This is a genomic window from Mesorhizobium sp. M0184 (assembly GCF_040322215.1).
Lineage (GTDB): Bacteria > Pseudomonadota > Alphaproteobacteria > Rhizobiales > Rhizobiaceae > Mesorhizobium.
Genome location: NZ_JAMYSZ010000014.1, coordinates 52,664 through 74,966, shown reverse-complemented (window position 1 = coordinate 74,966; position 22,303 = coordinate 52,664). Strand labels below are relative to the sequence as shown.

The 22,303-nt window shown below is 62.4% G+C and carries 22 protein-coding genes; 11 read left to right on the top strand and 11 right to left on the bottom strand.

The genetic code is table 11. The features are described from left to right. The first annotated feature begins 115 nt into the window (after positions 1-115). Positions 116-2,365: a GumC family protein gene (locus NKJ23_RS18525; RefSeq protein ID WP_352681602.1), complete on the top strand. Its 2,250-nt coding sequence runs from the start codon at positions 116-118 to the stop codon at positions 2,363-2,365. Between the two features lie 23 nt (positions 2,366-2,388). Here NKJ23_RS18525 and NKJ23_RS18520 read toward each other — a convergent pair whose 3' ends face one another. After that, positions 2,389-3,618: a GNAT family N-acetyltransferase gene (locus NKJ23_RS18520; RefSeq protein WP_352681600.1), complete on the bottom strand. Its 1,230-nt coding sequence runs from the start codon at positions 3,616-3,618 to the stop codon at positions 2,389-2,391. A gap of 89 nt (positions 3,619-3,707) precedes the next feature. Here NKJ23_RS18520 and NKJ23_RS18515 point away from each other — a divergent pair, with 89 nt between their 5' ends. Beyond that, positions 3,708-4,766, top strand: coding sequence for a polysaccharide deacetylase family protein (locus tag NKJ23_RS18515; RefSeq protein WP_352681598.1), 1,059 nt, complete (start codon positions 3,708-3,710; stop codon positions 4,764-4,766). On the opposite strand, the gene NKJ23_RS18510 is transcribed toward NKJ23_RS18515, so the two are convergent. Then, a complete protein-coding gene (locus NKJ23_RS18510; protein WP_352525230.1) occupies positions 4,763-4,990 on the bottom strand; it encodes a DUF2842 domain-containing protein in 228 nt (75 codons plus the stop codon). The genes NKJ23_RS18515 and NKJ23_RS18510 overlap by 4 nt on opposite strands. Positions 4,991-5,141: 151 nt before the next feature. Between NKJ23_RS18510 and NKJ23_RS18505 the strand changes: the two genes are divergently transcribed. Continuing rightward, the gene (locus NKJ23_RS18505) at positions 5,142-6,236 is read left to right on the top strand and encodes a COX15/CtaA family protein (RefSeq protein ID WP_352681596.1); all 1,095 of its coding nucleotides are present in this window, start codon (positions 5,142-5,144) and stop codon (positions 6,234-6,236) included. Here NKJ23_RS18505 and NKJ23_RS18500 read toward each other — a convergent pair. The 3 genes from NKJ23_RS18500 to speB are packed head-to-tail and all read right to left on the bottom strand — an operon-like array spanning position 6,226 to position 9,029. Then, complete coding sequence (locus NKJ23_RS18500) at positions 6,226-7,065, bottom strand: aminoglycoside phosphotransferase family protein (protein ID WP_352681594.1); 840 nt, start codon at positions 7,063-7,065, stop codon at positions 6,226-6,228. The two genes, NKJ23_RS18505 and NKJ23_RS18500, sit on opposite strands and share 11 nt — an antisense overlap. Further along, on the bottom strand, positions 7,066-7,992 hold the full coding sequence (gene argC, locus NKJ23_RS18495) for an N-acetyl-gamma-glutamyl-phosphate reductase (RefSeq protein WP_352681592.1): 927 nt from the start codon (positions 7,990-7,992) through the stop codon (positions 7,066-7,068). 29 nt (positions 7,993-8,021) lie between these two features. Beyond that, positions 8,022-9,029 (bottom strand): agmatinase, encoded by a 1,008-nt coding sequence (gene speB / locus NKJ23_RS18490; RefSeq protein ID WP_352681590.1) that lies wholly within the window; start codon positions 9,027-9,029, stop codon positions 8,022-8,024. A gap of 306 nt (positions 9,030-9,335) precedes the next feature. On the opposite strand from speB, the gene NKJ23_RS18485 reads away from it, so the two are divergent. Beyond that, complete coding sequence (locus tag NKJ23_RS18485; RefSeq protein ID WP_352681588.1) at positions 9,336-10,394, top strand: glycerophosphodiester phosphodiesterase family protein; 1,059 nt, start codon at positions 9,336-9,338, stop codon at positions 10,392-10,394. Positions 10,395-10,743: 349 nt separating this feature from the next. Here NKJ23_RS18485 and NKJ23_RS18480 read toward each other — a convergent pair whose 3' ends face one another. Continuing rightward, a complete protein-coding gene (locus tag NKJ23_RS18480) occupies positions 10,744-11,622 on the bottom strand; it encodes an aldo/keto reductase family oxidoreductase (RefSeq protein WP_352681586.1) in 879 nt (292 codons plus the stop codon). Positions 11,623-11,716: 94 nt separating this feature from the next. Between NKJ23_RS18480 and NKJ23_RS18475 the strand changes: the two genes are divergently transcribed. Further along, on the top strand, positions 11,717-12,619 hold the full coding sequence (locus NKJ23_RS18475; RefSeq protein ID WP_352681584.1) for a LysR family transcriptional regulator: 903 nt from the start codon (positions 11,717-11,719) through the stop codon (positions 12,617-12,619). Positions 12,620-12,730: 111 nt separating this feature from the next. Here NKJ23_RS18475 and rpsI read toward each other — a convergent pair whose 3' ends face one another. The 3 genes from rpsI to NKJ23_RS18460 all read right to left on the bottom strand — a co-directional run bounded on the left by rpsI (position 12,731) and on the right by NKJ23_RS18460 (position 14,358). Further along, on the bottom strand, positions 12,731-13,213 hold the full coding sequence (gene rpsI, locus NKJ23_RS18470) for a 30S ribosomal protein S9 (RefSeq protein ID WP_023674644.1): 483 nt from the start codon (positions 13,211-13,213) through the stop codon (positions 12,731-12,733). 1 nt (position 13,214) lies between these two features. Then, a complete protein-coding gene (rplM, locus tag NKJ23_RS18465) occupies positions 13,215-13,679 on the bottom strand; it encodes a 50S ribosomal protein L13 (RefSeq protein WP_023674645.1) in 465 nt (154 codons plus the stop codon). Positions 13,680-13,893: 214 nt separating this feature from the next. Continuing rightward, positions 13,894-14,358 (bottom strand): PaaI family thioesterase, encoded by a 465-nt coding sequence (locus NKJ23_RS18460; protein ID WP_352681582.1) that lies wholly within the window; start codon positions 14,356-14,358, stop codon positions 13,894-13,896. A gap of 157 nt (positions 14,359-14,515) precedes the next feature. On the opposite strand from NKJ23_RS18460, the gene NKJ23_RS18455 reads away from it, so the two are divergent. From NKJ23_RS18455 to NKJ23_RS18435, 5 genes are all read left to right on the top strand, one after another. Beyond that, positions 14,516-15,337 (top strand): enoyl-CoA hydratase, encoded by an 822-nt coding sequence (locus NKJ23_RS18455; RefSeq protein ID WP_352681580.1) that lies wholly within the window; start codon positions 14,516-14,518, stop codon positions 15,335-15,337. 9 nt (positions 15,338-15,346) lie between these two features. After that, positions 15,347-15,772 carry a VOC family protein gene (locus NKJ23_RS18450; protein WP_352681578.1) on the top strand — a complete coding sequence of 142 codons (426 nt, stop codon included), beginning with the start codon at positions 15,347-15,349 and terminating at the stop codon, positions 15,770-15,772. A gap of 77 nt (positions 15,773-15,849) precedes the next feature. Continuing rightward, on the top strand, positions 15,850-16,371 hold the full coding sequence (locus NKJ23_RS18445) for a CoA-binding protein (protein ID WP_352681576.1): 522 nt from the start codon (positions 15,850-15,852) through the stop codon (positions 16,369-16,371). A gap of 152 nt (positions 16,372-16,523) precedes the next feature. After that, a complete protein-coding gene (locus tag NKJ23_RS18440; RefSeq protein ID WP_352681575.1) occupies positions 16,524-17,804 on the top strand; it encodes an O-acetylhomoserine aminocarboxypropyltransferase in 1,281 nt (426 codons plus the stop codon). A 5-nt stretch (positions 17,805-17,809) separates the two neighbouring features. Next, a complete protein-coding gene (locus NKJ23_RS18435) occupies positions 17,810-18,160 on the top strand; it encodes a cupin domain-containing protein (protein ID WP_352681574.1) in 351 nt (116 codons plus the stop codon). 157 nt (positions 18,161-18,317) lie between these two features. Here the strand turns inward: NKJ23_RS18435 and NKJ23_RS18430 are convergent, their stop codons facing one another. Continuing rightward, the gene (locus NKJ23_RS18430) at positions 18,318-19,775 is read right to left on the bottom strand and encodes an LVIVD repeat-containing protein (protein WP_352681572.1); all 1,458 of its coding nucleotides are present in this window, start codon (positions 19,773-19,775) and stop codon (positions 18,318-18,320) included. 109 nt (positions 19,776-19,884) lie between these two features. Here NKJ23_RS18430 and NKJ23_RS18425 point away from each other — a divergent pair, with 109 nt between their 5' ends. Then, on the top strand, positions 19,885-20,799 hold the full coding sequence (locus tag NKJ23_RS18425) for a LysR family transcriptional regulator (RefSeq protein ID WP_352681570.1): 915 nt from the start codon (positions 19,885-19,887) through the stop codon (positions 20,797-20,799). A gap of 161 nt (positions 20,800-20,960) precedes the next feature. Here the strand turns inward: NKJ23_RS18425 and NKJ23_RS18420 are convergent, their stop codons facing one another. Then, positions 20,961-22,208, bottom strand: coding sequence for a cytochrome P450 (locus NKJ23_RS18420; protein ID WP_352681568.1), 1,248 nt, complete (start codon positions 22,206-22,208; stop codon positions 20,961-20,963). Positions 22,209-22,303 lie beyond the last annotated feature (95 nt).

Below are 22,303 nucleotides of genomic sequence, written 5' to 3'. Positions count from 1 at the left end.
AGCCTCTTGTCTGCGGCTTGTTAATAGAGCCTGACAGGTTCTTACCGCGATATTAACGGCTGAGTTACCATAGTTGTTTACGGTGCATGCTGACTCAGTACCGGAGCAGGGATGCATGTCCGTTCAATCCGCGGCCGCAGATGTCGACGTCGATCTCAGGCAGCTTTTCGCCAGCCTGGCGCGAAACTGGTTGCGCATCCTTGTCGTCTCACTGGTTGTAACCGGCCTGGCCTTTGCGCTCGCCTGGCTTGCAACGCCCGAATATAAGGCGGCAGCCAAGCTGGAGATCGGGCCTCGAGAATCGGAGTTCACGCGGCCGGCCGGGGCCAACGGCAACGAGCGGTCGATTCCCGACGAAGAGGCTGTGGCCACCGAGGTCCAGATCATCTCGTCCCCCGACATCCTCAAGCAGGTGGCGACGAAGCTCAACCTGGCGAAATTGCCCGAATTCGACGAGGCGCTGAAGATGTCGGCGCTGAGCCGCGCCCTTGTCCTTGTTGGCTTGAAAAGCGATCCGTTCGAGATTCCGCTGGAAGAGCGCGTGCTGGACGCAATGCATGAGAAGCTCAACGTCTATGGCGTTGAAAAAACCCGCGCGATCGCAATCGAGTTCTCGTCAGAGGATCCAAAGCTTGCCGCCGCGATCCCGAACGCCATTGCAAACGCCTATATCGCCTCCAAGGGCAATGCCAAGCTCGAATCGAATTCCGCCGCCACCGACTTTCTGGCGCCGGAAATCGCGGATCTGCAGAACCGGGTGAAGGAGGCGGAAGCCAAGGTTGCCGCATTCCGTGCGCAGTCCGATCTTTTGATGGGCGGCAACAATTCGGTGCTTGCCACCCAGCAGCTGTCCGAATTGTCGAGCGAACTGTCACGCGTGCGCGCCAATCGCGCTTCGGCGGAAGCGACCGCTGACAGCGTGCGCAGGGCGTTGCGCAATGGCGGCTCGCTGGATGCCGTTCCGGAGGTGTTGTCTTCCGAACTGATCCAGCGCCTGCGCGAGCGGCAAGTCGAGCTCAAGAACAACATCGCCGACCTTTCCACCACCTTGCTCGACAACCATCCGCGCATCCGCGCGCTGAAGTCGCAGCTCGCGGATCTCGACCGCCAGATCCGCAACGAAGCGGAAAAGATCATGAAAGGTCTGATGGCACAGGCCGAGACGGCGAAGGCGCGAGAGGCTCAACTCGTGGCAGACGTCAACACGCTGAAGGCGGCGTCCGCCCGCGCCGGCGAAGAGCAGGTGGAACTCGATGCGCTGCAGCGTGATGCCGCGACAAAGCGTCAGCAGCTCGATCTCTATTCATCCAGCTATCTCCAGGCGGCCGCACGCAAGGATCGCAACTATCTGCCCGTCGACGCTCGCGTATTTTCGGACGCCCAGGTGCCGGCCGAACCTTATTTCCCCAAGATTGGTCCGATTGTCAGTGCGGCCTTTGTCGGCTCGTTGCTCATCATGGCGATCGTCACGCTGATGCAGGAACTGTTTTCCGGCCGCGCCATGCGTCCGGCCGCCGGTGCCCATTTCGAGCGCATCGAGCAGGTTGCGATGCCGGCTGTCCAGGCCGAACGCGTGATGGCCGAGCCCGACCCGTCGGTTGGCCGGTCCGAACCGGCAGTCGTCGAGATCGATGAGGCCGACGACGACAATATCATTGAAAGCAAAGTGGAGCCGGAACCCGTCGCGGTGGCGGAAGCGGCTGCCGAGAAAATCGAACCGGAGTACGCTGAAATGGCCGCTGGAGACATTGAACCGGCACGTTCTATCCTCGGCGAGGTCGACATCGACAAGGCCGCGGAAAAACTGATCGCCACCGGTGCCGCCCGCGCCATATTCGTGTCGCCAGAAGGCGACGAGGCGGCCGCCTCGGCAGTGCTGGTGGCGCGCGCAGTCTCCGACGCCGGGCTACGCGTGCTGCTGCTTGATCTCACCGCTTCGGGTGCTGCCTCGCGGCCGATGCTGGACAGCGGGCTGTTTCCGGGCATCACCGATCTGCTCGCCTCACAAGCGCAGTTCAGCGATGTGATCCACCCCGATCTCTATTCGGACTGCCACGTTATTCCCGTCGGCACAGCCGATCCGGTCCGCGCCATGCGCGCCGCCGACCGGCTGCCGATCATCATGCAGTCGCTGACCACCGCCTATGATTTGGTCGTGGTCGAATGCGGACCGGCCGACGCGCAAGGCATCAGCCGCCTGGTGGGCGAGGGGACCGAGGTCTTGCTCTCCATGCTTGAGCCGGACGACGAGGTGACGCAGGCCGCGGTCGCGCTCATCGAGAGTGGCTATCCCGACCTGACGCTGGTCACGCCCATCGGCCATGTGGCGCCGGGCCCAATGCCGGGACGGCGCTCGGCCGCCTGAGGCAGTTTTCTCTCAAATCGAAATCAGCTGTCGTCTTCGCCTGCGGCCGGTGCTGTCCGCCCCACGGCTTTGCGGCGCAGCAGCTTGGTCAGCTTCCAGACCATTGGGTTGTGCTTGATGAATGCCTTCAGGCTTGCGCCGTGCCTGAGCGCAAGCGCCAGCGCACGACCTTTCTGCGTCAGCGGAACCAGCACCTCGAAATGCTGCGTTTCGACATCGCACCACAATCGCTTGTAGGGTTCGTCGCCGACCGAGAAATCATAGATTTCGAAACCCGCCTCGCAGGCTTCCTGGATGTTCTCGAAGAACAGGAAGTCGCCCGGGCTGGTGTGTGCGAGGTCGTCCTCGGCAATCGCCCCGAATTCGCAGATCAGCCGCTTGCCCGAGCGGCTCGACCCGGTGACTGCACGAAGTTTGCCGGCGACTTCCAGCCCATGCAGGACGAAGGACGGATCTTCCTCTTGAAGCGCGTCGGCAAACAGCGAGCGGAAAAAAGCGCGCACCTCCGCCTCACCGAAAACATTGGCGATGCCCATCTTGCGGAAGCGGAATTCCTTCATCTCGAAAAAGGCATCGAGCAGCATGTGCACCTCGTCCGCAGTTCTCGCCTCGATGCGACGATAGCTGCCAACGGCCTCGAACTTGCGCGCCTGCGAGCGATGCTTCTTGCGCCTGCGCTTGCCGCTCACCCGGGTGAGCAGTGCGTCAAATCCTCCCACAAGACCGGCGGCCAGCGACAGATTGGGGCTTGAAAAATGCGGCAAGGCGGAGAGCGGGTTGGCAACGCCGTCGAGATCGGGCAGCAACCGCTCCAGCGCAACAAGATCGATGTCGCGCCGCGCCTTGGCAATCGCAGCCAGCATCGAGCGGATCGCCGCGCTATCGGCATTCGCCAGCCAGTGCGGGTCGGCGGCGGCAAAATTGCCGTTTGCATGGCGGCCGCCCATGAACCGGGCGACGCGGAACGCTCCACTGCGAGTGACCTCCAGCGCCAGTGAGAAAACCGGCCTGTCCTCGGCGCGCAGCGTCGCAACGACAACGTCGGCGCCGGTATGTGCGGCCCAGTTCAGGATCCAGCCTGCGCTTTGCGCAGGGGCAAAAAGCGCCGAATGGCAGAATTCTGCGTACGCCGCCAACGCCGCACTATCGGCGACCGAGGTTGACAGGCCGGCTTTGCCGGCCGGCAAGGCACACGGCGACGCCTCGCTGCTTGCCAGCCGATTGCCGTCAAATGACGCGGTGGCGTCAACCATACCTCAATCCTTAGGGCGTATTCGTCGCGATTGGGGGTCCGCGCAGGCGCATTCCATGCTTGATGAGCTTAGGCGCAAAAGGTGAATGAATGATCGACGGGGGCGAGGCAATCCGCAAACTGGCGCTCAATCTCGCCCGCTATTCCGGTCTCGCTCCGCTGGCCAAGCCGTTTATCGGCGGTCTCGGCGCTATCCTGATGCTGCATCGGGTAACCGCGACACCGGAAAAGCCGAACGGCGTCAACCGCCACTTGAACATCGCGCCTGGGTTTCTCGACACCGTGATCGCCGACATGAAGGCGAACGGCTACAGTTTCGTCACGCTTGACGAGGCGATCGAGCGCATCAAGGCTGGCGACAAGGACGGCCAGTTTGCGACGATCACCGCCGACGACGCCTATCGAGACAACATGACCGAGGCGCTGCCGGTGCTGGAGAAGCACGGCGCGCCGATCACCATCTACGTCGCGCCGGGACTGATCGACGGCGCTGCCGATTTGTGGTGGGACGTGGTCGAGGACATCGTCAATGCGCGCGATCGCCTGACGCTGACGACGCCGGATGGCCCGGTGACAATCGACTGCTCGAGTCTGGGAAAAAAGGTCCAGGCCAATGCGCGCCTGCACGCTCATCTGACGCTGAAGGTGCGCGAGCAGGACCAGCGTGCGGTGTTGCGGGATCTGGCGCGCTCGAACGGCATCGAATTGGGTGGTCCGCGCCCGAGCACGCTGATGAACTGGGACGAGATCCGCACCATGGCCGAGCACCCGCTGGTGACGATCGGCGCACATAGCGTCAATCACTGCAATCTGAAGCGGCTTTCCGAGAGCGATGCGCGACATGAGATCGGCGACGTCAAGCGCATATTGCAGGTCAAACTCGGCGAGGAGCCGCGCCATTTCGCCTATCCCTACGGTTATGCCAGTGCCGTCGGCCGCCGCGAAGTAGGCCTAGTCCGCGGTGCCGGCTATGCCTCGGCGGTGACGACCCGCCACGGCATACTCCGCGCCGAGCATGCCGGCTTCCTGCATGCCCTACCGCGCATTTCGGTCAATGGCCGCTATCAGAGCGTCGCCCACATCCGAACCATGTTGTCGGGCGTGACGACGCCGCTGGCCAATGCCGGCAAGATGGTGGTGACAATCTAGCTGTGGCCTCGGCCCTTCGGCCGCGGCTCCAGGATCAGCCATTTGATGATACCCATTGCCGGCAGCACCCACAAAAGCCCGCTGAGCAGGAAGAAGATAAAGTGCGTCAGGGGCCCGGACTGCGACAGCTGCGCAACCGCCACGATTGAGGCGACCAGCGCATAGACGACGACCAGCACAACCAGCAGGAAGCTTCCGATCAGCTTTTTCAGGCGAATGGGCATGGCGCGATCTCGTTGATCGCTATCGCTTAGGCCGAACAGCCGATACGCGCAACCCGCCAGAAACGGCGCGACGGCGTGCCGCGCCGCCCGGCCTTGCAAGCCGGGTTGCGATGGTTCACCAATCCGCGACTTCAACTGCCGGGGCAAACCCATGGCTGCTGCCATATCCGACGCCGCGCCTTTCGCGGCCCGCGATCGCGACCTTCGCAACCGTGCGCTGGTGCGCGGTTGGCTCTATGTCGTGCTCCTGGTGCTGTTTGCGCTGGTGCTGGTCGGCGGCGCCACAAGGCTCACCGATTCCGGCCTGTCGATCACCGAATGGCAGCCCATCCACGGCGTCATCCCGCCGCTCAATGATGCCGAGTGGCAGGAGGAGTTTCAGCGCTACCAGCAGATCCCGCAGTATGCCGAACTCAACAAGGGCATGAGCATCGAGGCGTTCAAGTCGATCTTCTGGTGGGAATGGGTGCACCGCATCCTGGCGCGCAGTGTCGGTGTGGTCTTCGCCTTGCCGTTGCTGTTTTTCTGGGTGACGCGGCGCATCGAGCGCGGCCTCGGCACGAAATTGCTGGGCATTCTCCTTCTCGGCGGCCTGCAGGGCGCGATAGGCTGGTGGATGGTGGCGTCCGGGCTGGCCGACCGGGTTTCGGTCAGCCAGTACCGGCTGGCGACCCATCTGACGCTGGCGGCGCTGATCTTCACGGCGACAATGGTGGTCGCGCGTGGATTGGCCCCACACTCCGAACCAGCCGCCGACCGCTCGACGCAACGCCTGGCCGGCTTTCTGGTGCTGCTGGCGCTGGTTCAGGTCTATCTCGGCGGGCTGGTCGCAGGGCTCGACGCCGGCTTGAGCTATAACACCTGGCCGCTGATGGACGGCAAGCTGGTCCCCGGCGACCTGATGCTGCTGGAGCCGGCATGGCGCAATTTCTTCGAAAACCCGAAGACGGTGCAGTTCGTTCACCGGCTTGGCGCCTACACGATCTTTGTGGTCGTGCTCTGGCACATGATCGCGACACGCCGGCGCTTGCCGGGAACGACACATGCCCGCCGCGCGACGCTGCTGTTCCTGATTGTGGTGGTCCAAGCGTCGATCGGCATCGGTACGCTATTGATGCACGTACCGCTGCACATGGCGCTGACGCACCAAGGTTTTGCGCTGGTCCTGCTCGGCTTTGCCGCGGCGCACTGGCGCGGCACCAAGGGCGCCTATCCGCTGCCCCATGAGATTGCTCTCAGAGGCTGAACCGCACCGTCCGAATCGCCGCGGCGATCGCCAGTTCGCGGTTTTCGTCGACCACATTGCGATCTTCATGGTGCCATGCAGCCGACAGGCAGCCATAGGCGATGGCGTGGTCCAATATGGTGGGCGGTGACTGGCGCAGCGTCGCCGCAAAGACTTGCGCCATGTGAGCGATCCGCTGCGGATCAATGCAGAGATCGTCGCGGTCGAGTGGGTTGTAGAACATGTTGGCCGCGTCGAAGCCGGGGTCGCCGAGAACGCCCTTCGGGTCGATCGCCAACCAGCCGCGCGGACCGCGCATGATGTTGTCGTGATGCAGATCGCCATGCAGCGGCCGCAGGTCAACTGCATCAGACAACAGCCGTTCCGCGATCTCGGCAGCTTCGCTGTAGAGGCTCTTTTCGCCGGCGGCGCGATCGGCCTTGGCCTTTTTGAACAGGCTGGAAAACCGCGTGCGCAACGGCTGGAGATCCGGCGGGGCAGGGTGCTTCGACGGTGAGAACAGTCTTGCCATCACCTCCGCCGCGATCGCGGTGGCGGCATTGTCGCCTTGATCCGCAAGCACCTGTGACAGCGAGGTTTCGCCGGCATATTCCAGCAGCATGCGATGGCCATCGCGGCCGAGCAGCCGCACTGCCCCTTTGCCGCGTCGCCAGGCGAGGAAATGCTCGCCACGCAACTCGTCCTCAACATCGTCGAAAGGTTTTAGATCCTTGACGATTGCCGGCGAGCCGTCCTCGCGAACAACCTTCCAGATGTGGCTGCTGAAGGTTTCGGCAATGAGCTCGGGCGCGCCGACCCTCCAGCGCTTTGGAAATGCCGGCGCATCCATTCAGAGGCCGAGCATCAAATCCATGTTCTGCACGGCAGCGCCCGAGGCGCCCTTGCCGAGATTGTCGTAGACCGCAAGCAGCAGCGCCTGCGCCCTGTCGTCATTGGCAAAGACGTAGAGCTTCATCCGGTTGGTGCCATTATAGGTCTCCGGATCGATCTCAGGCATGCGTTCCTGATGCAGATACGGCGCCACCTCGACCACGCCGGCATCGATGGAAGCGAAATGATCGGCGATCGCTGCATGAAGCTCGGCGCCGGTCGGCACATGGTCGAGGCCGCCGAGTTGCAGCGGCACCACCGTGATCATGCCTTGCGCGAAATTGCCGACTGCCGGCTGCATGATCGGATCGTGCGAAAGCTTGGCATAGGTCCTGAGCTCCGGCACGTGCTTGTGCTGCAGCGTCAGCCCGTAGGGCAGGAATTCCGGCGCATCCTCACCCTTGGCGACATAATCCTCGATCATCGGCCGGCCGCCGCCGGAATAGCCGGAAATGCCGTTGACGGTGACCGGAAAATCGGCCGGCAACAGCCCCGCCGCAACCAGCGGCCGCAGCGTCGCGATCGGTCCTTGCGGCCAGCAGCCCGGATTGGCGACGCGCTTCGCCGAAGCGATCTTCTTCGCCTGATCCTTGTCCATTTCGGCGAAACCATATTCCCAGCCCTCGGCGACGCGATGCGCCGTCGAGGCGTCGATCACCTTGGTGGTGTCATTGGCGATCAGCGAAACGCTTTCCTTGGCGGCCGCGTCCGGTAGGCAGAGAATCGCGATATCGGCGGCATTGAGGAACTCGGCGCGCGCTGCCGTTTCCTTGCGGCGCTCGGTCGGGATGGAGATGATTTCCAGGTCGCCGCGGTCGGCAAGCAGCGCCCTGATCTGCAGACCGGTGGTGCCGTGCTCGCCGTCGATGAAGATTTTCGGTTTCATTGCCTGCCTGAATTCCTGTTATCTCAAAGTTATATGCCGCTTGCCTGATTCAATCCGGCAACGCTGTAATTGCCCTGGTTCATTTCCTCGAGCCGGGCCTTTCGTTCGGCCAGCAGCCCGAGATAGTGCATGGCCACCATCGAGCCGGCAATTGCCGTTATATCGGCGTGATCATAGGCTGGCGCAACCTCGACGACGTCGGCGCCGACGATATCGACCTGGTTGATCTGGCGCAGCACCGATAGGATCTTTGCCGAAGACGGGCCTCCCGCGACCGGCGTTCCGGTGCCGGGCGCAAAAGCCGGATCCAGGCAATCGATGTCGAAGGTGACGTAGGTCTTCTTGCCGCCGGTACGGTCGACGATGGCGTAGGCGATGTCCGACGCACGCATTTCCTCCACTTCATGGCCATACAGGATCTTGATGCCGAACGTGTCGGGCGCATGGGTGCGGATGCCGATCTGGATCGACCGGTCGGGGTCGATGATGCCCTCCTTGACTGCACGGCCGACGAAGGAGCCGTGATCGATGCGCTTGCCGTCGTCGGGCCAGGTGTCCTGGTGTGCGTCGAACTGCACCAGAGCCAGCGGGCCATGGATGGCGGCATGCGCCTTGAGCAGCGGCCAGGTGACGAAGTGATCGCCGCCGAGCGACAGCAGGAAGGCGCCGGATTTCAGGATCTTCGCCGCTTCGCGTTCGATCGTGGCAGGCGTCTTCTGGTGATTGCCGCTGTCGAGCAGGCAGTCGCCATAATCGACCACGGCAAGCTGTTCGAACAGGTCGCGCGAAAACGGATATTGCGGATCGTTGTCGAGGATGGCCGAGGCGCGGCGGATTGCCTGCGGTCCGAAACGGGCGCCCGGCCGATTGGTGACCGCAGCGTCAAAGGGAATGCCCCACACCACCGCATCGGCGTCCTTCACGTCCTTCGAATATTTGCGCCGCATGAACGACAGGGCGCCGGCATAGGTCGGCTCGAACGACGCACCCGTCCTGGAGCGGGTGGTGAAGGCGTGATCGATGGTCCTTGGCGGCATGAAGCGATCTCCTGTGCGTCGACGCGCAACCTTATTGGACATAATTCTCAGAATTGCGACCCCTGCGGAGGATCATGGCCATTCGATCCGGTCACAAATCCTTGCTCGCCAGGCGAACCCGGCATGGCTCGCCAGGAGATTGCCTGGCAAGCAACCGAAAGTAGCCGCCAACGGCTGCTTCGGCCGGCGCTGACCTGAATTTTCCAGCATTTAGCAAGCCGGCTTCGTTCACCTGCCTGTCACGGGCATCGCTTAACCGGGGTGCGATCCCGGTACGGAGCGATTCTCGTGCGAACGACTTGTCTCATGCGAACGATTTGGCTGAGCCTTCTGCTTTCCGCGGCGCTGGCGCTCTCCCTTGGCCAGGCATCGGCAGGCGAAACGCGCGCCAGGCAGATTCTCGACCGCTTCGAGCACGCCAACCAATGGCGCGACCATGTGATAGTGGCCGCGCACCGCGCCGGCGGCATGCAATCCGGCAAGACGCTCTATCCCGAAAATTCGATCGCCGCCGTCGAGGCGTCGATCGCAATGGGCGCCGAAATCGTCGAGGTCGATATCAGGCGCTCGAAGGACGGACAATTCGTCGTCATGCATGACAGTTGGCTCGACCGCACGACGAATTGCAAGGGTGAGGTGGTCAACCGCACGATGGCCGAACTCAAGACTTGCCGGTTGGTGATCGAAGGCACCGGCGCCGTTACGGGCGAGACGGTCTCGACGTTGCGCGAGATGTTGATGACGACCAGGGACAGGATCCTGATCAATCTCGACAACAAGCTCGATACCGAAAGCCTCGTCGGCATGGTCGCGGTTGCGCGCGACCTCGGCATGGCCGAACAGGTGATCGTCAAGGAGAACCTGTGGAATGCGGAGCGGATTGCCAGTGTCAAGGCCGCCATGGACGCGATCGGCAGCGGCTTCCAGTTCATGCCGATTATCGCCGATGACGCGGTTCGCGACGCCATGTTTGCCGAGAAAGTGAGCCGAGCCTTCCCGATGCGCGCGGTCGAGATGATCAACTGGCGCATGGGATCAGAGACACTGACCGAGACCGGCGGCCCGCTGTTCAGCCCGCGCATGCGCGCGCTGGCGGTGAGGGGCGACTGGCACATCTGGGCCGACACCTATGCCATCGTCAACAAGCCGGGCGGCTTCCTCGCTGGCGGTCGCGGCGACGAGTTGGCGGTTGCGGCCAGCCTGCCGCGCGAGACCTACGGCTTCTGGGTCGAGCGCGGCGCCACCATCATCCAGACCGACGAACCGAAGGCCGCCATCAGTTGGCTGGCGGCGAACGGTTTTCGCGTGCCCTATGCCGGTGAGAAGCGCCCGGCCGAGCCGGCCAACACGGCCAGCATCAACTAGACCGGCGCGGCGAGAACTAGATCTCCCTCTTGTGGGGACGATGCCCGGCAGGGCAGAAGGTCCCGCCGACCCCAGGCCGGCAGCGCCAAACTTTCGAAGGAACCCAGAAACAGAAAACCCGCCTCTGTGGGCGGGTCGTTGGAGCCAATTAGCACCATACGGAGATTAGTAGCATAGCTGCCGGCACAAAGCAAGAACAAAATGTGGCGTAGTGGCAGAAAAATGCGACGATCCTTCAGCGTCTCGGTTGTCCCGCCTGTGAGGTCGCGCGCCTTCGCTGTCCTGCCGGCAATCTCCCCCGCAAGGGAACCCACTTGGGGGAGATTGGCTCATCACTGCCTTCGGTAATCTACCCGCAGGCCGCCATTGCCACACCATCCAGCTCCTTGATGACATCGTCCGACAATTCGAGGTCGGCAGCGGCGAGGTTCTCCCGCAGATGCGCGACGGAAGACGTGCCGGGGATCAGAAGAATGTTGGGTCCGCGGCGAAGCAGCCAAGTGAGCGCGACCTGCATGGGCGTGGCGCCGAGGCGTGCGGCGACCTTGGACAAGGTCGACGACTGCAACGGGTTGAAGCCGCCAAGTGGGAAGAACGGCACATAGGCGGTGCCGTCGCGGGCCAGATCGTCGATCGAGGCATCGTCGCCCCGATGCGCCAGATTGTACTGGTTCTGCACGCAGACGATCCTGCACATCCTGCGGCCTTCGGCGATCTGTGCAGCGGTGACGTTGCTCAGCCCGATGTGGCGCACGAGGCCCCGTCGCTGGAGCTCGGCAAGCGTCGCAAGCGGCGCCTCGATCGACCCTTCGGCAGGGCCATGCGCGTCGAACATGACCCGAAGGTTGACCACCTCCAGCACGTCGAGTCCGAGATTGTGCAGATTGTCGTGCACCGCCTGTGTCAGCTCTTCTGCCGAGAAGGCCGGCAGCCATGAGCCATCCGTGCCGCGTCGGGCACCGATCTTGGTGACAATAACGAGGTCGTCGGGATAGGGTGCGAGCGCTTCGCGAATCAACAGGTTGGTCACGTGCGGGCCATAGAAGTCGCTGGTGTCGATGTGGTTGACGCCTTGTGCAACGGCTTCGCGCAGTACGGCCAATGCCGCGTCGTGGTCCTTTAGTGGGCCGAAGACGCCTGGCCCTGCGAGCTGCATGGCGCCGTAGCCGAGCCGTCTCACCTTGCGGTCGCCGAGGATGAATGTGCCGGACTGGTCGACGCTGGACATGGTCTTTCTCCTTCAGGAACGGTGCACAGATAGACGCTGTCCGATCTCATGATAATTGGGTACAATTCGCACGGGCTGTGCGGAATGACGAACAATGCAGATTGATCTCGGGGACCTGAACGCCTTCGTGGCCGTAGCGCGCGCCAGAGGTTTTCGGGATGCGGCACGCGCCAGCGGCGGCAGTGCGTCCGGCTTGAGCGAGGCGGTGCGGCGCCTGGAGACGCAGCTCGGTGTCAGGCTGCTCAACCGGACGACCCGCAGCGTTGTCCTGACGGAAGCCGGCGAAGGCCTGCTGGCGCGGCTCGGTCCTGCCTTGACCGAGGTGGAGTCGGCCCTCGACGTAGTGAACGGCTTTCGCGACAGGCCGGCAGGTACGTTGCGCCTCAATGTGCCGGTCAGCGCGGCGCGGCTGGTACTGCCCAGCATCGTTCCGCCTTTTCTCGCCGCCTATCCGGGCATCCGGTTGGAGGTGATCTCGGAGGAGAGCTTCGTCGATGTGCTGGCGGCGGGGTGCGACGCCGGCATTCGCTATGAGGAGCGGCTGGAGCAGGACATGATCGCTGTGCCGATCGGACCGCGCGTGCAGCGCTTCGCCACCGCCGCCAGCCCGGCCTACCTGGATCGTCATGGCCGGCCGCAACACCCGCGCGACCTGCTCGGCCACGCCTGCCTGCGCGGCCGCTTTGCCAGCCGTGCGATGCCGCCGTGGGAATTCGAGCGCGACGGCGAGGTGGTGCGGGTCGACCCGACGGGGCCGCTTGTCGTGACCCTGGGCGGGGCGACTGACCTCAAAGTCGATGCAGCCATCGCCGGCACCGGCATCATCAGCCTGTTCGAGGATTGGCTACGCCCTCACTTCGAGAGCGGGGCGCTCGAACCGCTGCTTGAACCCTGGTGGCAGAGCTTCTCCGGGCCGTTCCTTTACTATCCCGGCCGGCGCCTCGTGCCGGCGCCGTTGCGGGCGTTCATTGACTTCATCAAGGACAGCCGGACCTGAGCTCTGCGCCAGGCATGAACCGCGCCGCAGGCGCGGGTGGGGTGATGCCCCTGTATGAAAAGAAAAGGCCGCCCGGAGGCGGCCTTTCGAAAACGTGTAATTGCGCAGCGCTTAGCGCTTGGAGAACTGGAAGCTCCGGCGGGCCTTCGCCTTGCCGTACTTCTTGCGCTCGACGACGCGGCTGTCGCGGGTCAGGAAGCCGCCCTTCTTGAGCACGGCGCGCAGCGCCGGCTCGTAATAGGTCAGCGCCTTGGAGATGCCGTGGCGCACGGCACCGGCCTGGCCGGAGAGGCCGCCGCCGATGACGGTGGCGACGATGTCATACTGGCCGGCGCGGTTGGCGGCGATGATCGGCTGGTTGAGGATCATCTGCAGGACCGGGCGCGCGAAATATTCGGCGAACACCTTGTCGTTGACGACGATCTTGCCGGAGCCGGGCTTCACCCAGACACGGGCGATGGCGTTCTTGCGCTTGCCGGTGGCATAGGCGCGGCCCGACTTATCGAGTTTCTGGACGTGGACGGGTGCGGCCGGCTGGGTGTTGGTATTGCCGGTGGCAGCTCCGAGTTCTGCGAGCGAGGAAAGCTCAGCCATCTTACGAAACCTTCTTGTTCTTGGCGTTCAGCTTGGCCACGTCGAGGACGACGGGCTGCTGGGCGACATGCGGATGTTCCGTGCCTGCATAGACGCGGAGGTTCTTCATCTGGCGACGGCCGAGCGGGCCACGCGGGATCATGCGTTCGACGGCCTTCTCGACGACACGTTCGGGGAAACGACCCTCGAGCAGCTGGCGCGCGGTGCGCTCCTTGACGCCGCCGGGGTGGCCGGTGTGCCAGTAATAGACCTTGTCGGTGAACTTCTTGCCGGTGAACACCACCTTGTCGGCATTTATGACGATGACGTTGTCGCCGTCGTCGACGTGCGGGGTGAAGGTGGGCTTGTGTTTGCCGCGAAGATGATTGGCGATGACAGTGGCGAGACGGCCGACGACGAGACCCTCGGCGTCGATCAGCACCCACTTCTTCACCACATCCGCAGGCTTCTGCGAAAAGGTTGCCATGGATTGTTGCTTTCGGTTCGGACCTTCAAAAGAAGGCGTTTCTTGTTGCTTGGATTGGCGAAAGGCGCTCGCCCGCGGCCAATAACAAAACGGCGGCCTTTGCGGGCCGCTGTTCCGTGAGGGCTTATAGGAGAGGACGGCGACTGCGTCAAGGCGCGTGAAATGTCGGCGAGCTATCAAAATCCAGCAAAAACAATGCCTTGGATGAAAGGTATTATTTTACCACACCATCAACCCGCTTTGGCGGGATCGAATAGGTGCCCGTTGCGTGCGCTACCGTGTGTCCCTCCGGGCTGGCGACGATGTCGATATCGAACACCATCAGGCTCTTGCCGAGCTTGAGGATGCGGCAATGGCCGTCGATCGGCCCGGCCTCGGCCTTGCGGACGAAATTGATGTTGAGACTGGTGGTGACCGAAAGCGCATCCGGTCCGGCATGCGAGAGCACGCAGACATAGCCGCCTATGTCGGCCAGCGTGAACAGCGCCGAACCCGACACGGTGCCGCCGGGACGCAAATGGCGCTCGTCGGCATTGAGTCGCACGACACAGCCGCCTGGAAACACCTCCAACGCCTCGTAGAAGGTGAACTGGTCGTTGAGTTGCGGGAAAACGGTCGCCATCAGCGCGTTGACATCAGCAGCCGTCAGCACCGGCTTGAGATTGCTGTGGGCGGGCATTTCAGTCTCCCGGTTTGCGCCCTGCATGTATGAACGCGACGTGGCGTTTCTGGCAACAGCCCATTCATTATGGCAGAAGCGGACGAGGGAGTTGGACGAAGTGAGACGGCATACTTGATTAGTCGATCCCCGCTCCGGAATCGCGGAGGAACGACCTATGGCCGAAATCGTTGCCATCAAACCTGCCGTTGCCGAAGGGCCCGTCGTCTCCAGGCTGGACAAGGGCGTGCTCCGTCTAACGCTGGCCAATCCGCCGGCCAACGCTCTTTCGCTTGCAGTGATGGCGGCGCTGATGGCGGAACTCGACCGCGCCAAGGCCGACAAATCCGTCCGCGTCATCGTGCTTGGGGCGGCCGGCAAAGTGTTCTGCGCCGGGCACGACCTCAAGGAGTTGAGCGCGCACCGCGCCGATGCCGATCGCGGCAGGGGCTTCTTCGAAAAGACGTTTTCCGCCTGCGCTTCATTGATGCAGGCGATCGTTCGCCATCCTAAGCCGGTGATCGCCGAAGTCGACGGCCTGGCGACGGCGGCCGGATTGCAGCTGGTTGCCAGCTGCGATCTCGCCATCGCCTCGCACGAGGCGACCTTCTGCACGCCTGGCGTCAATATCGGACTGTTTTGCTCGACGCCGATGGTGGCGCTGTCGCGCAACGTCTCGCGCAAGCACGCCATGGAGATGCTTTTGACCGGCGAGACGATCGATGCGGCAACCGCCAAGGAATTCGGCTTGGTCAACCGCGTCGTGCCGCGCGAATATCTGAATCAGATTGTCACCAAATACGCGCAAACCATTGCGTCCAAATCCTCCCTGGTCGTCAAGATCGGCAAGGAAGCCTTCTACGAACAGGCAGAAATGGGGCTGGCCGAGGCCTATGATTACACCGGGCGCGTCATGGTCGAGAACATGCTGGCGCGCGATGCGGAAGAGGGCATTGGCGCCTTCATCGGAAAGCGCAAGCCGGAATGGCCGGAGGAATAGGAGGCGGATATGGAACCGCGCATCTCCATCATCACCATCGCCACGGACGACGATCTTGACCGCGCCGTGCGCTTCTACGAGGCGATGGGCCTGAAGCGCCATGCCGGGATCAGCGAGGGCGTTGCCTTCTTCCAGATGGGCGGCGCCATTCTGGGCTTGTTTCCGCGCCCAAGCGCCGAAGAGGATTCAGGCGTGACCTTCAGCAAGGCACCTTCGGCCGTCTACCTTGCCTACAACACCCGCTCCGACGCCGAGGTCGATGCAGTGCTGGCGATGGCCGAGAAGGCCGGCGGCAAGATCGTCAAGCCGGCCGGGCGCGCCTTCTGGGGCGGCTGGTACGGCTATTTCGCCGATGCGGACGGGCATGTCTGGGAAGTGGCGCACAATCCGGCTTTTCCGATCGCGGAAGACGGATCGATTTCGCTGCCGGCCTGACGAGGTTCCCCTCTGGCTCATCGCAAGCCACTGACGCGGCTGTTGGCACCTCACTCCGAAGCGCTGTATGACGAGGCATGAACCACGACGCCTACGACAACGCCTATATCGCCGGCATCCTCAATTCGGTGAAGACCATCGCCATGGTCGGCGCGTCAGCCAATGACGTGCGGCCGAGCTATTTCGTGCTGAAATATCTGCTCGGCAAAGGGTTTTCGGTGTTCCCGATCAATCCCGGCCAGGCTGGCAAGGCGATTCTAGGCCAGATGACCTATGCCAGACTCGCCGACGTTCCAGGACCTGTCGATATGGTCGACGTGTTTCGCGCTTCCGCTGCCGTGCCGGGCGTTGTCGACGAGGTGCTGCGGCTCGATCCGCTGCCGAAGGTCATCTGGATGCAGCTTGGCATACGCCATGACGAGGCAGCCGCACGCGCCGAAGCCGCCGGCATCAAGGTGGTGATGAACCGTTGCCCCAAGATCGAATATGGCAAGCTGTCCGGCGAGATCGGCTGGACCGGCGTCAATTCCGGCGTGCTGTCCTCGAAGAAGCCGCTCATGCGGCCGGGATTCCAGAGTTTCGGCGTTCGCCAGAAGTAGGTAATGAATGGTGAATGGTGAATAGAAGGATTTTTCTGGAAGGCCGGCAAGGCGGCATATGAGCCGCTTGCAATCAAGGTGGCGCTGGCCGACTTTGCCATTCACCATTCACCATTCACCATTCACTATTCACCATTGAGGGAGGTTTTTCGATGGCCCGCACGCCCGGTTTCAACACGCTCGCCGTCCATGCCGGCGCCAAGCCGGATCCGGCGACCGGCGCGCGAGCGACGCCGATCTACCAGACCACCTCCTTCGTCTTCGACGATGCCGACCATGCCGCCTCGCTGTTCGGGCTGAAGGCGTTCGGCAACATCTACACCCGCATCATGAACCCGACCCAGGCGGTGCTGGAAGAGCGCATCGCGGCACTCGAAGGCGGCACGGCAGGCCTTGCGGTCGCCTCCGGCCATGCCGCGCAGGTGCTGGTCTTCCACAATCTGATGCAGCCCGGCGACAATTTCGTTTCAGCGACAAAGCTTTACGGCGGCTCGATCAACCAATTCGGCCACGCCTTCAAGAATTTCGGTTGGCAGGTGCGCTGGGCCGACACCAATGACATCTCGACCTTCGAGAGCCAGATCGACGACAGGACCAAGGCAATCTTCATCGAGAGCCTGGCCAATCCGGGCGGCGTCTTCGTCGATATCGAGAAGATCGGCGACATTGCCCGCAAGCACGGCCTGCCGCTGATCGTCGACAACACGCTGGCCTCGCCCTATCTGCTGCGGCCGATCGAACATGGCGCCGACATCGTCGTGCATTCGCTGACCAAGTTCATCGGCGGTCACGGCAACTCGATCGGCGGCGCCATTGTCGACGGCGGCACCTTCGATTGGTCGAAGTCGGGCAAATATCCGATGCTGTCGGAGCCGCGCCCCGAATATGGCGGCCTCGTCCTGCACGAGACCTTCGGCAATTTCGCCTTCGCCATCGCTGCTCGCGTGCTCGGCCTGCGCGACATCGGCGCGGCGATTTCGCCGTTCAACGCATTCCTTGTCCTGACCGGTCTGGAAACCTTGCCGCTCAGGATGCAGCGCCACTGCGACAATGCGGCGGCGGTCGCCGGATGGCTTTCCAATCATCCCAAGGTCGCCTGGGTGTCCTATCCCGGGCTGCCCAGCGACAAAAACAATGCGCTGCAGAAGAAGTACTCGCCGCTTGGCGCCGGCGCGGTGTTCACCTTCGGATTGAAGGGCGGCTATGCGGCGGGCATCAAGTTCGTCGAGGCGCTCGAACTGTTCTCGCATCTGGCCAATGTCGGCGACACCAAGTCGCTGGTCATCCACCCGGCATCGACCACGCATCGCCAGCTTTCCGACGAGCAGAAGATCAATGCCGGGGCAGGACCGGACACGGTCAGGCTTTCGGTCGGCATCGAGGACGTCAACGACATCGTCGCCGATCTGGAACAGGCTCTCGCCAAGGTTTGATCGCCATGACCACGCCGAAATTTCTTTCCGTCGGCGTCGACACCGTCGAACCGGAACTTGGCGCACCAGCGCCGGATCGCCTGATTTCGGGCGATCCGAAATTCCGCACCTGGAATGTCGAGGAACAGGACGGTGGCCTTTATGCCGGCATCTGGGAAGCAACGCCGGGCAAATGGCGCATCGAATATGATGAGTGGGAGTTCTGCCACATCCTGTCAGGGGTTTCGGTGATCGCCGAAGACGACGGCGATGCGCGCACCGTCAGGGCAGGCGCCAGCTTCGTGCTGAGGCCGGGCTTCAAGGGAAGCTGGGAAGTGCTTGAAACGACCCGCAAGGAGTATGTGATCAAGCTTTGATCTCGCATCGCGCCGGACTTTACAAAGGCGATCGATGTCCGTGTCGGAAAATCCGTATCGGCTCATCATGTCGCGGTGCTACGAAACTTCCCAGCAAATCATGACTGCCTCCGCTTCCGCGCTCCGACTAAGGCCTCATTCAGGGTGAATGTGACCGTCACGTTCGATCCGTCTCCGGCCGCGGGCCGGTGTAGCGGAGAATCCATAGCCCCTGGTTCTTGTCAGTTATGTAAATGAAGCCGCGCCGGTCCACGACCACGTCCTCGGTCTGAACAACCAGCTTGTCTTCCGGCATAGGGCCGTAGCGTCGGACTGGCTCCGGCGGGATGAAGTAGCCGACCTCGCGCGGAAGCCGAGTATTCGAGACGTCATAGACCCTGAGCCCAGCGTTGAAGTGCGCGATATAGAACAGATCGCCTTGTTTCTGGACATCGGGATGATGCTGGTGGTGGTTGATGTTGTGCGGTCCGCGCCAGCCGCCACGAGTTGTGAAATCCGAATAGGGAGCGCCTTCGGGTGGCACTGGTTCGGGCAACAGCGACAGCAGAAAGGGTTCACTGGAATCGGAAATATCGACGATCGAAGCGTGATGCATCGGACCACGTCCATAGGCGACGTTCTCCGAATTGGCGAAGGCAATGCCGCGCTCTGGAATCGGCAGCACGCTATGCACACCGAAGCGCGAATGAAACGGAGGGCTGAAGCTCAGGCCGCCGACCTGCCTCGGCCGGGAGACGTCGCTAATATCGAGCACAACGATTCCCGCCGCACCATAAGGCAAATAGACAAGATCGCCAGTGACATAAGGCGGGCCGTGCAGCGAGACATCTTCGCCCGTGCTGGCGCAGAAGGCGCCGCACATGCATTGCGGCTTCAATCGCAACCGGTAGCGATCGGCGGTCTCCTGGTCGGCGGCGGGCTTCGCAGCCGCAAAGCTCTCGCCGCCGGCCTCGTGCTGGCCCGGCACCCACCAGCGTCCGGCTTCGCGCGGATTCGAGCGATCCGAAATATCGAGGATGACGTAGATGTTGCCCCTGTAACCCGGCATGCCGGCGGCAAGGTGGACATAACGTCCACCGGGATAGAGGTTGCGATGTGTGCCGTTTCCGCCGGTGCGGTAGTGACTGAGTTGTTTCGGATTGATGGGGTCCGCGATATCCCAGATCAGAACGCCTTCGCCGAACGGTGCGTCGGGGTCACCGCCGAAATTAGCAAAGGGCTTTTCGAGGGCGGTCACCATCGTGTCGCCGGACAAATCTATTTGTAGAGTCCAAGTGTTCGTGCCGAGATAGGGCACGAACTTGACCGTCTCGGGCTTGGCCGGGTCGGTCACGTCCACGATGCTCCAGCCGGAGTGCCAGAAGTGCCCAGTGTAGAGATACCAACGTTCGCCAACCTGCCTGATCGCCATTTTGAAGGCTGGGCGATGATCGAGATCGGTATAGCCTACTGCTTCGACATTGTGGGCGAAAGCGCCAGGGGGCGCTGGCGACGAAGCTGGAACGGGTTGGGCAAAGGCCTCGCAGACAAGACCGGATTGAGATGTCGCGGCGATCGTCGCGCCGATGAGCGGCACTTTCAGCATCTGGCGGCGTGAAATCTCGGAATTTTTCAAAGCGCGTCTCCCGGATTTTGCAGCTTTCCGGATTTTGCAGATTCCGATACTTTCCGTCCAATATCGTTTGAGCCATGGGTAATTCTATTTGGGAAATTAAAGGCTGAAGATGAACCACAAGCTGATGCAGTCCTTCATGGCCGTCGCCGAAGAGCTGCATTTCGGGCGCGCGGCAGCGCGCTTGCATATCTCACAGCCGCCCCTGACAAAGCAGATCCAGCAACTGGAACAGGCGATGGGTGTGCGCTTGCTGGAACGCACCAAGCGCAAAGTCGAACTGACTGCGGCGGGGCGTGTGTTCCTTGATGAGGTTAGGGCCGTGCTTCACCAGACAGAGCAGGCGGTGGAGCTTGCTCGCAAAGCCGATCGTGGCGAAACCGGCCATCTTGCTGTCGGATTCATCGACGCGGCTATCTACAGCGTGGTGCCTTCTGTCGTCCAACGCTTCACCAAGCGCTATCCCGAGGTCGAGTTGAGCCTGACCGACCTGCGCATTCCCAATCAAGTCAGGGCTGTGGCCGAACGCCAGCTCGATATCGGTTTTGTTCATCCTCCCGTCGTTCACAACGCATTGAAGGTCGAAAGCATACTGGTCGAACCCCTGATCGTGGCCTTGCCGGAAACGCATCGGTTGGCCTCGGAAGCAGAGGTCGCGCTAGCCGACTTGGCCTCCGAAGCGTTGATTCAGTTCCCGCGCAGCATCAATCCATCCCTCTATGACGAGATCGTCGGGTTGTGCCGTTCATCCGGGTTCAGCCCGAGGATCGTTCGAGAAGCAACGCCGAAGCAGACAATCATCGGACTTGTATCCGTCGGGCTGGGCGTCTCGCTGCTGCCCGCCTGTCTACAAAATTTGCGCCGGAGCGGCGTCGTTTATCGCCCTATCCAGGGACGAACCTTGTCTATCGACACTTCAATCATCTACCGGCATGAACAACCCTCGCCGGTGCTGAAGGCCTTCCTCGACATCGTCCGCGAGACGACGCAAAAAGATTCAAATCCCGTCTCTCTTCAAGCTTCATGACCGAATTTCTGTAGGCATCCGGGATTGTTAGTGTGAGGTCCTGCTTCCGGTAGCTTCATCGTTCGATCAGCGATTATTTGGCACTCGCGACCTTGAGATGTTACTTATTTGACCGGCATTCGCCGGAGCCGGCTTTCGAAGCCTGTCGTCGGAAGCCGTCCTCAGATTCTGACGGCGAGCGTTTCCAGGCCGTGGAAATGATAGGTGTCGCGGAAGCGCGGCTGTTCGGCAAGATGCAGCTGCGGTAGCCGGTCGAACAAGGTTTTCAGCGACACCTGCAGTTCGAGCCGGGCGAGCGGCGCGCCGATGCAGAAATGGATGCCGGCGCCGAACGATACGTTCTTCTGGTCGGCACGGTCCGGCCTGAAGGCGAGGGGCTCGGCAAACGCAGTAGGGTCGCGATTGGCCATGCCGAGCAACAGCCCGATCGTCTCGCCCGGCTGGACGATGATCCCCGGCCTGGCCTCGACCTCCTGATAGACATAGCGCGTGAACATGTGCAGCGGCGCGTCGAAGCGCAGGCACTCTTCGACCGTCGCGGCTGTTGCTTCCGGTGAGGCGAAGAAGCGGCGCGGGTCGCCGCCTTGCGCAAGGATCGAGCGCACCGCATTGCCGGTCTGGTGGACAGTTGCTTCATGGCCGGCATTGAGCAAAAGGATGGCCGAGGATACCAGCTCGTCCTCCGACAGTTTCTGGCCGTCCTCCTGTGCCGCAATCAGCAGCGACAGAAGATCCTCGCCCGGCCTCTTTCGCCGCTCGGCGACGTAGCCGCGCAAAAAATTCGAAAAGTCACGCGCGGCGCGATTGGCCGTGTCCTCCGTCTCGCGGGTGCGGCCATGCATGTACATGGCGACGATCCGATGCGACCAGTCGAGCAGCTGCGGCCCCATGTCGACCGGCACGCCGAGCATCTCGGCAATGATGGTGATCGGCAAGGGAGCGGCGAAAGCCGGCAGCAAGTCGACTCTTCCTGGTTCGAAACGGTCGATCAGCTCGTTGGCCAGCGCTTCGACACGCGGCCTGAGCCGCTCGACCTGACGCGAGACGAAGGCGCGGTTGACCAGCGTTCTGAGCCGTGTGTGGACAGGCGGCTCCAGCTCCAGCATCGAATTGGCCTCGATGCCGTCGAAGGCGCTGAGATGCGCGCGATCCTGGCCGATGCCCCGGCTGTCCGGAATGCCGGCCGGGTTCTGGCGGCCGAAGCGGCGATCGCGCAGCAGCCGGTTGACGTCGTCGAAGCCGCCAAAGCACCAGAAACCAAACTCCTCCCAGAAGAAGGCGTTCGATGCGCCATGCAGGAAGGCATAGGCTTCGTAAGGGTTCTGGAAAAAAGCCGGTTCGTGCGGATCGAGCCGCAGGCGGCGGGAGGCTGGATCAAAGGCAAGATAGGGCGGCTTCAATTCGGTCATGCCAGTTCATTAGCGCGGCTTGCCAGTCTGGTGCCAGACCGTATGTTGGCCCTCCCGTGAGGTGAGCCGCCGAAGCGGTTGCGGAAGGACGGTTT

Excerpts from the sequence above, each read along its gene's own strand:
- argC (WP_352681592.1), bottom strand. The coding sequence starts at position 7,992 with ATGAAACCGAAAATCTTCATCGACGGCGAGCACGGCACCACCGGTCTG.
- NKJ23_RS18485 (WP_352681588.1), top strand. The coding sequence starts at position 9,336 with ATGCGAACGATTTGGCTGAGCCTTCTGCTTTCCGCGGCGCTGGCGCTC.
- speB (WP_352681590.1), bottom strand. The coding sequence starts at position 9,029 with ATGCCGCCAAGGACCATCGATCACGCCTTCACCACCCGCTCCAGGACG.
- rpsI (WP_023674644.1), bottom strand. The coding sequence starts at position 13,213 with ATGGCTGAGCTTTCCTCGCTCGCAGAACTCGGAGCTGCCACCGGCAAT.
- NKJ23_RS18425 (WP_352681570.1), top strand. The coding sequence starts at position 19,885 with ATGAACCACAAGCTGATGCAGTCCTTCATGGCCGTCGCCGAAGAGCTG.
- NKJ23_RS18480 (WP_352681586.1), bottom strand. The coding sequence starts at position 11,622 with ATGTCCAGCGTCGACCAGTCCGGCACATTCATCCTCGGCGACCGCAAG.
- NKJ23_RS18525 (WP_352681602.1), top strand. The coding sequence starts at position 116 with ATGTCCGTTCAATCCGCGGCCGCAGATGTCGACGTCGATCTCAGGCAG.
- NKJ23_RS18455 (WP_352681580.1), top strand. The coding sequence starts at position 14,516 with ATGGCCGAAATCGTTGCCATCAAACCTGCCGTTGCCGAAGGGCCCGTC.
- NKJ23_RS18520 (WP_352681600.1), bottom strand. The coding sequence starts at position 3,618 with ATGGTTGACGCCACCGCGTCATTTGACGGCAATCGGCTGGCAAGCAGC.
- NKJ23_RS18445 (WP_352681576.1), top strand. The coding sequence starts at position 15,850 with ATGAACCACGACGCCTACGACAACGCCTATATCGCCGGCATCCTCAAT.
- NKJ23_RS18515 (WP_352681598.1), top strand. The coding sequence starts at position 3,708 with ATGATCGACGGGGGCGAGGCAATCCGCAAACTGGCGCTCAATCTCGCC.
- NKJ23_RS18440 (WP_352681575.1), top strand. The coding sequence starts at position 16,524 with ATGGCCCGCACGCCCGGTTTCAACACGCTCGCCGTCCATGCCGGCGCC.
- NKJ23_RS18510 (WP_352525230.1), bottom strand. The coding sequence starts at position 4,990 with ATGCCCATTCGCCTGAAAAAGCTGATCGGAAGCTTCCTGCTGGTTGTG.
- NKJ23_RS18420 (WP_352681568.1), bottom strand. The coding sequence starts at position 22,208 with ATGACCGAATTGAAGCCGCCCTATCTTGCCTTTGATCCAGCCTCCCGC.
- NKJ23_RS18500 (WP_352681594.1), bottom strand. The coding sequence starts at position 7,065 with ATGGATGCGCCGGCATTTCCAAAGCGCTGGAGGGTCGGCGCGCCCGAG.
- NKJ23_RS18450 (WP_352681578.1), top strand. The coding sequence starts at position 15,347 with ATGGAACCGCGCATCTCCATCATCACCATCGCCACGGACGACGATCTT.
- NKJ23_RS18460 (WP_352681582.1), bottom strand. The coding sequence starts at position 14,358 with ATGCCCGCCCACAGCAATCTCAAGCCGGTGCTGACGGCTGCTGATGTC.
- NKJ23_RS18475 (WP_352681584.1), top strand. The coding sequence starts at position 11,717 with ATGCAGATTGATCTCGGGGACCTGAACGCCTTCGTGGCCGTAGCGCGC.
- NKJ23_RS18435 (WP_352681574.1), top strand. The coding sequence starts at position 17,810 with ATGACCACGCCGAAATTTCTTTCCGTCGGCGTCGACACCGTCGAACCG.
- NKJ23_RS18505 (WP_352681596.1), top strand. The coding sequence starts at position 5,142 with ATGGCTGCTGCCATATCCGACGCCGCGCCTTTCGCGGCCCGCGATCGC.
- rplM (WP_023674645.1), bottom strand. The coding sequence starts at position 13,679 with ATGGCAACCTTTTCGCAGAAGCCTGCGGATGTGGTGAAGAAGTGGGTG.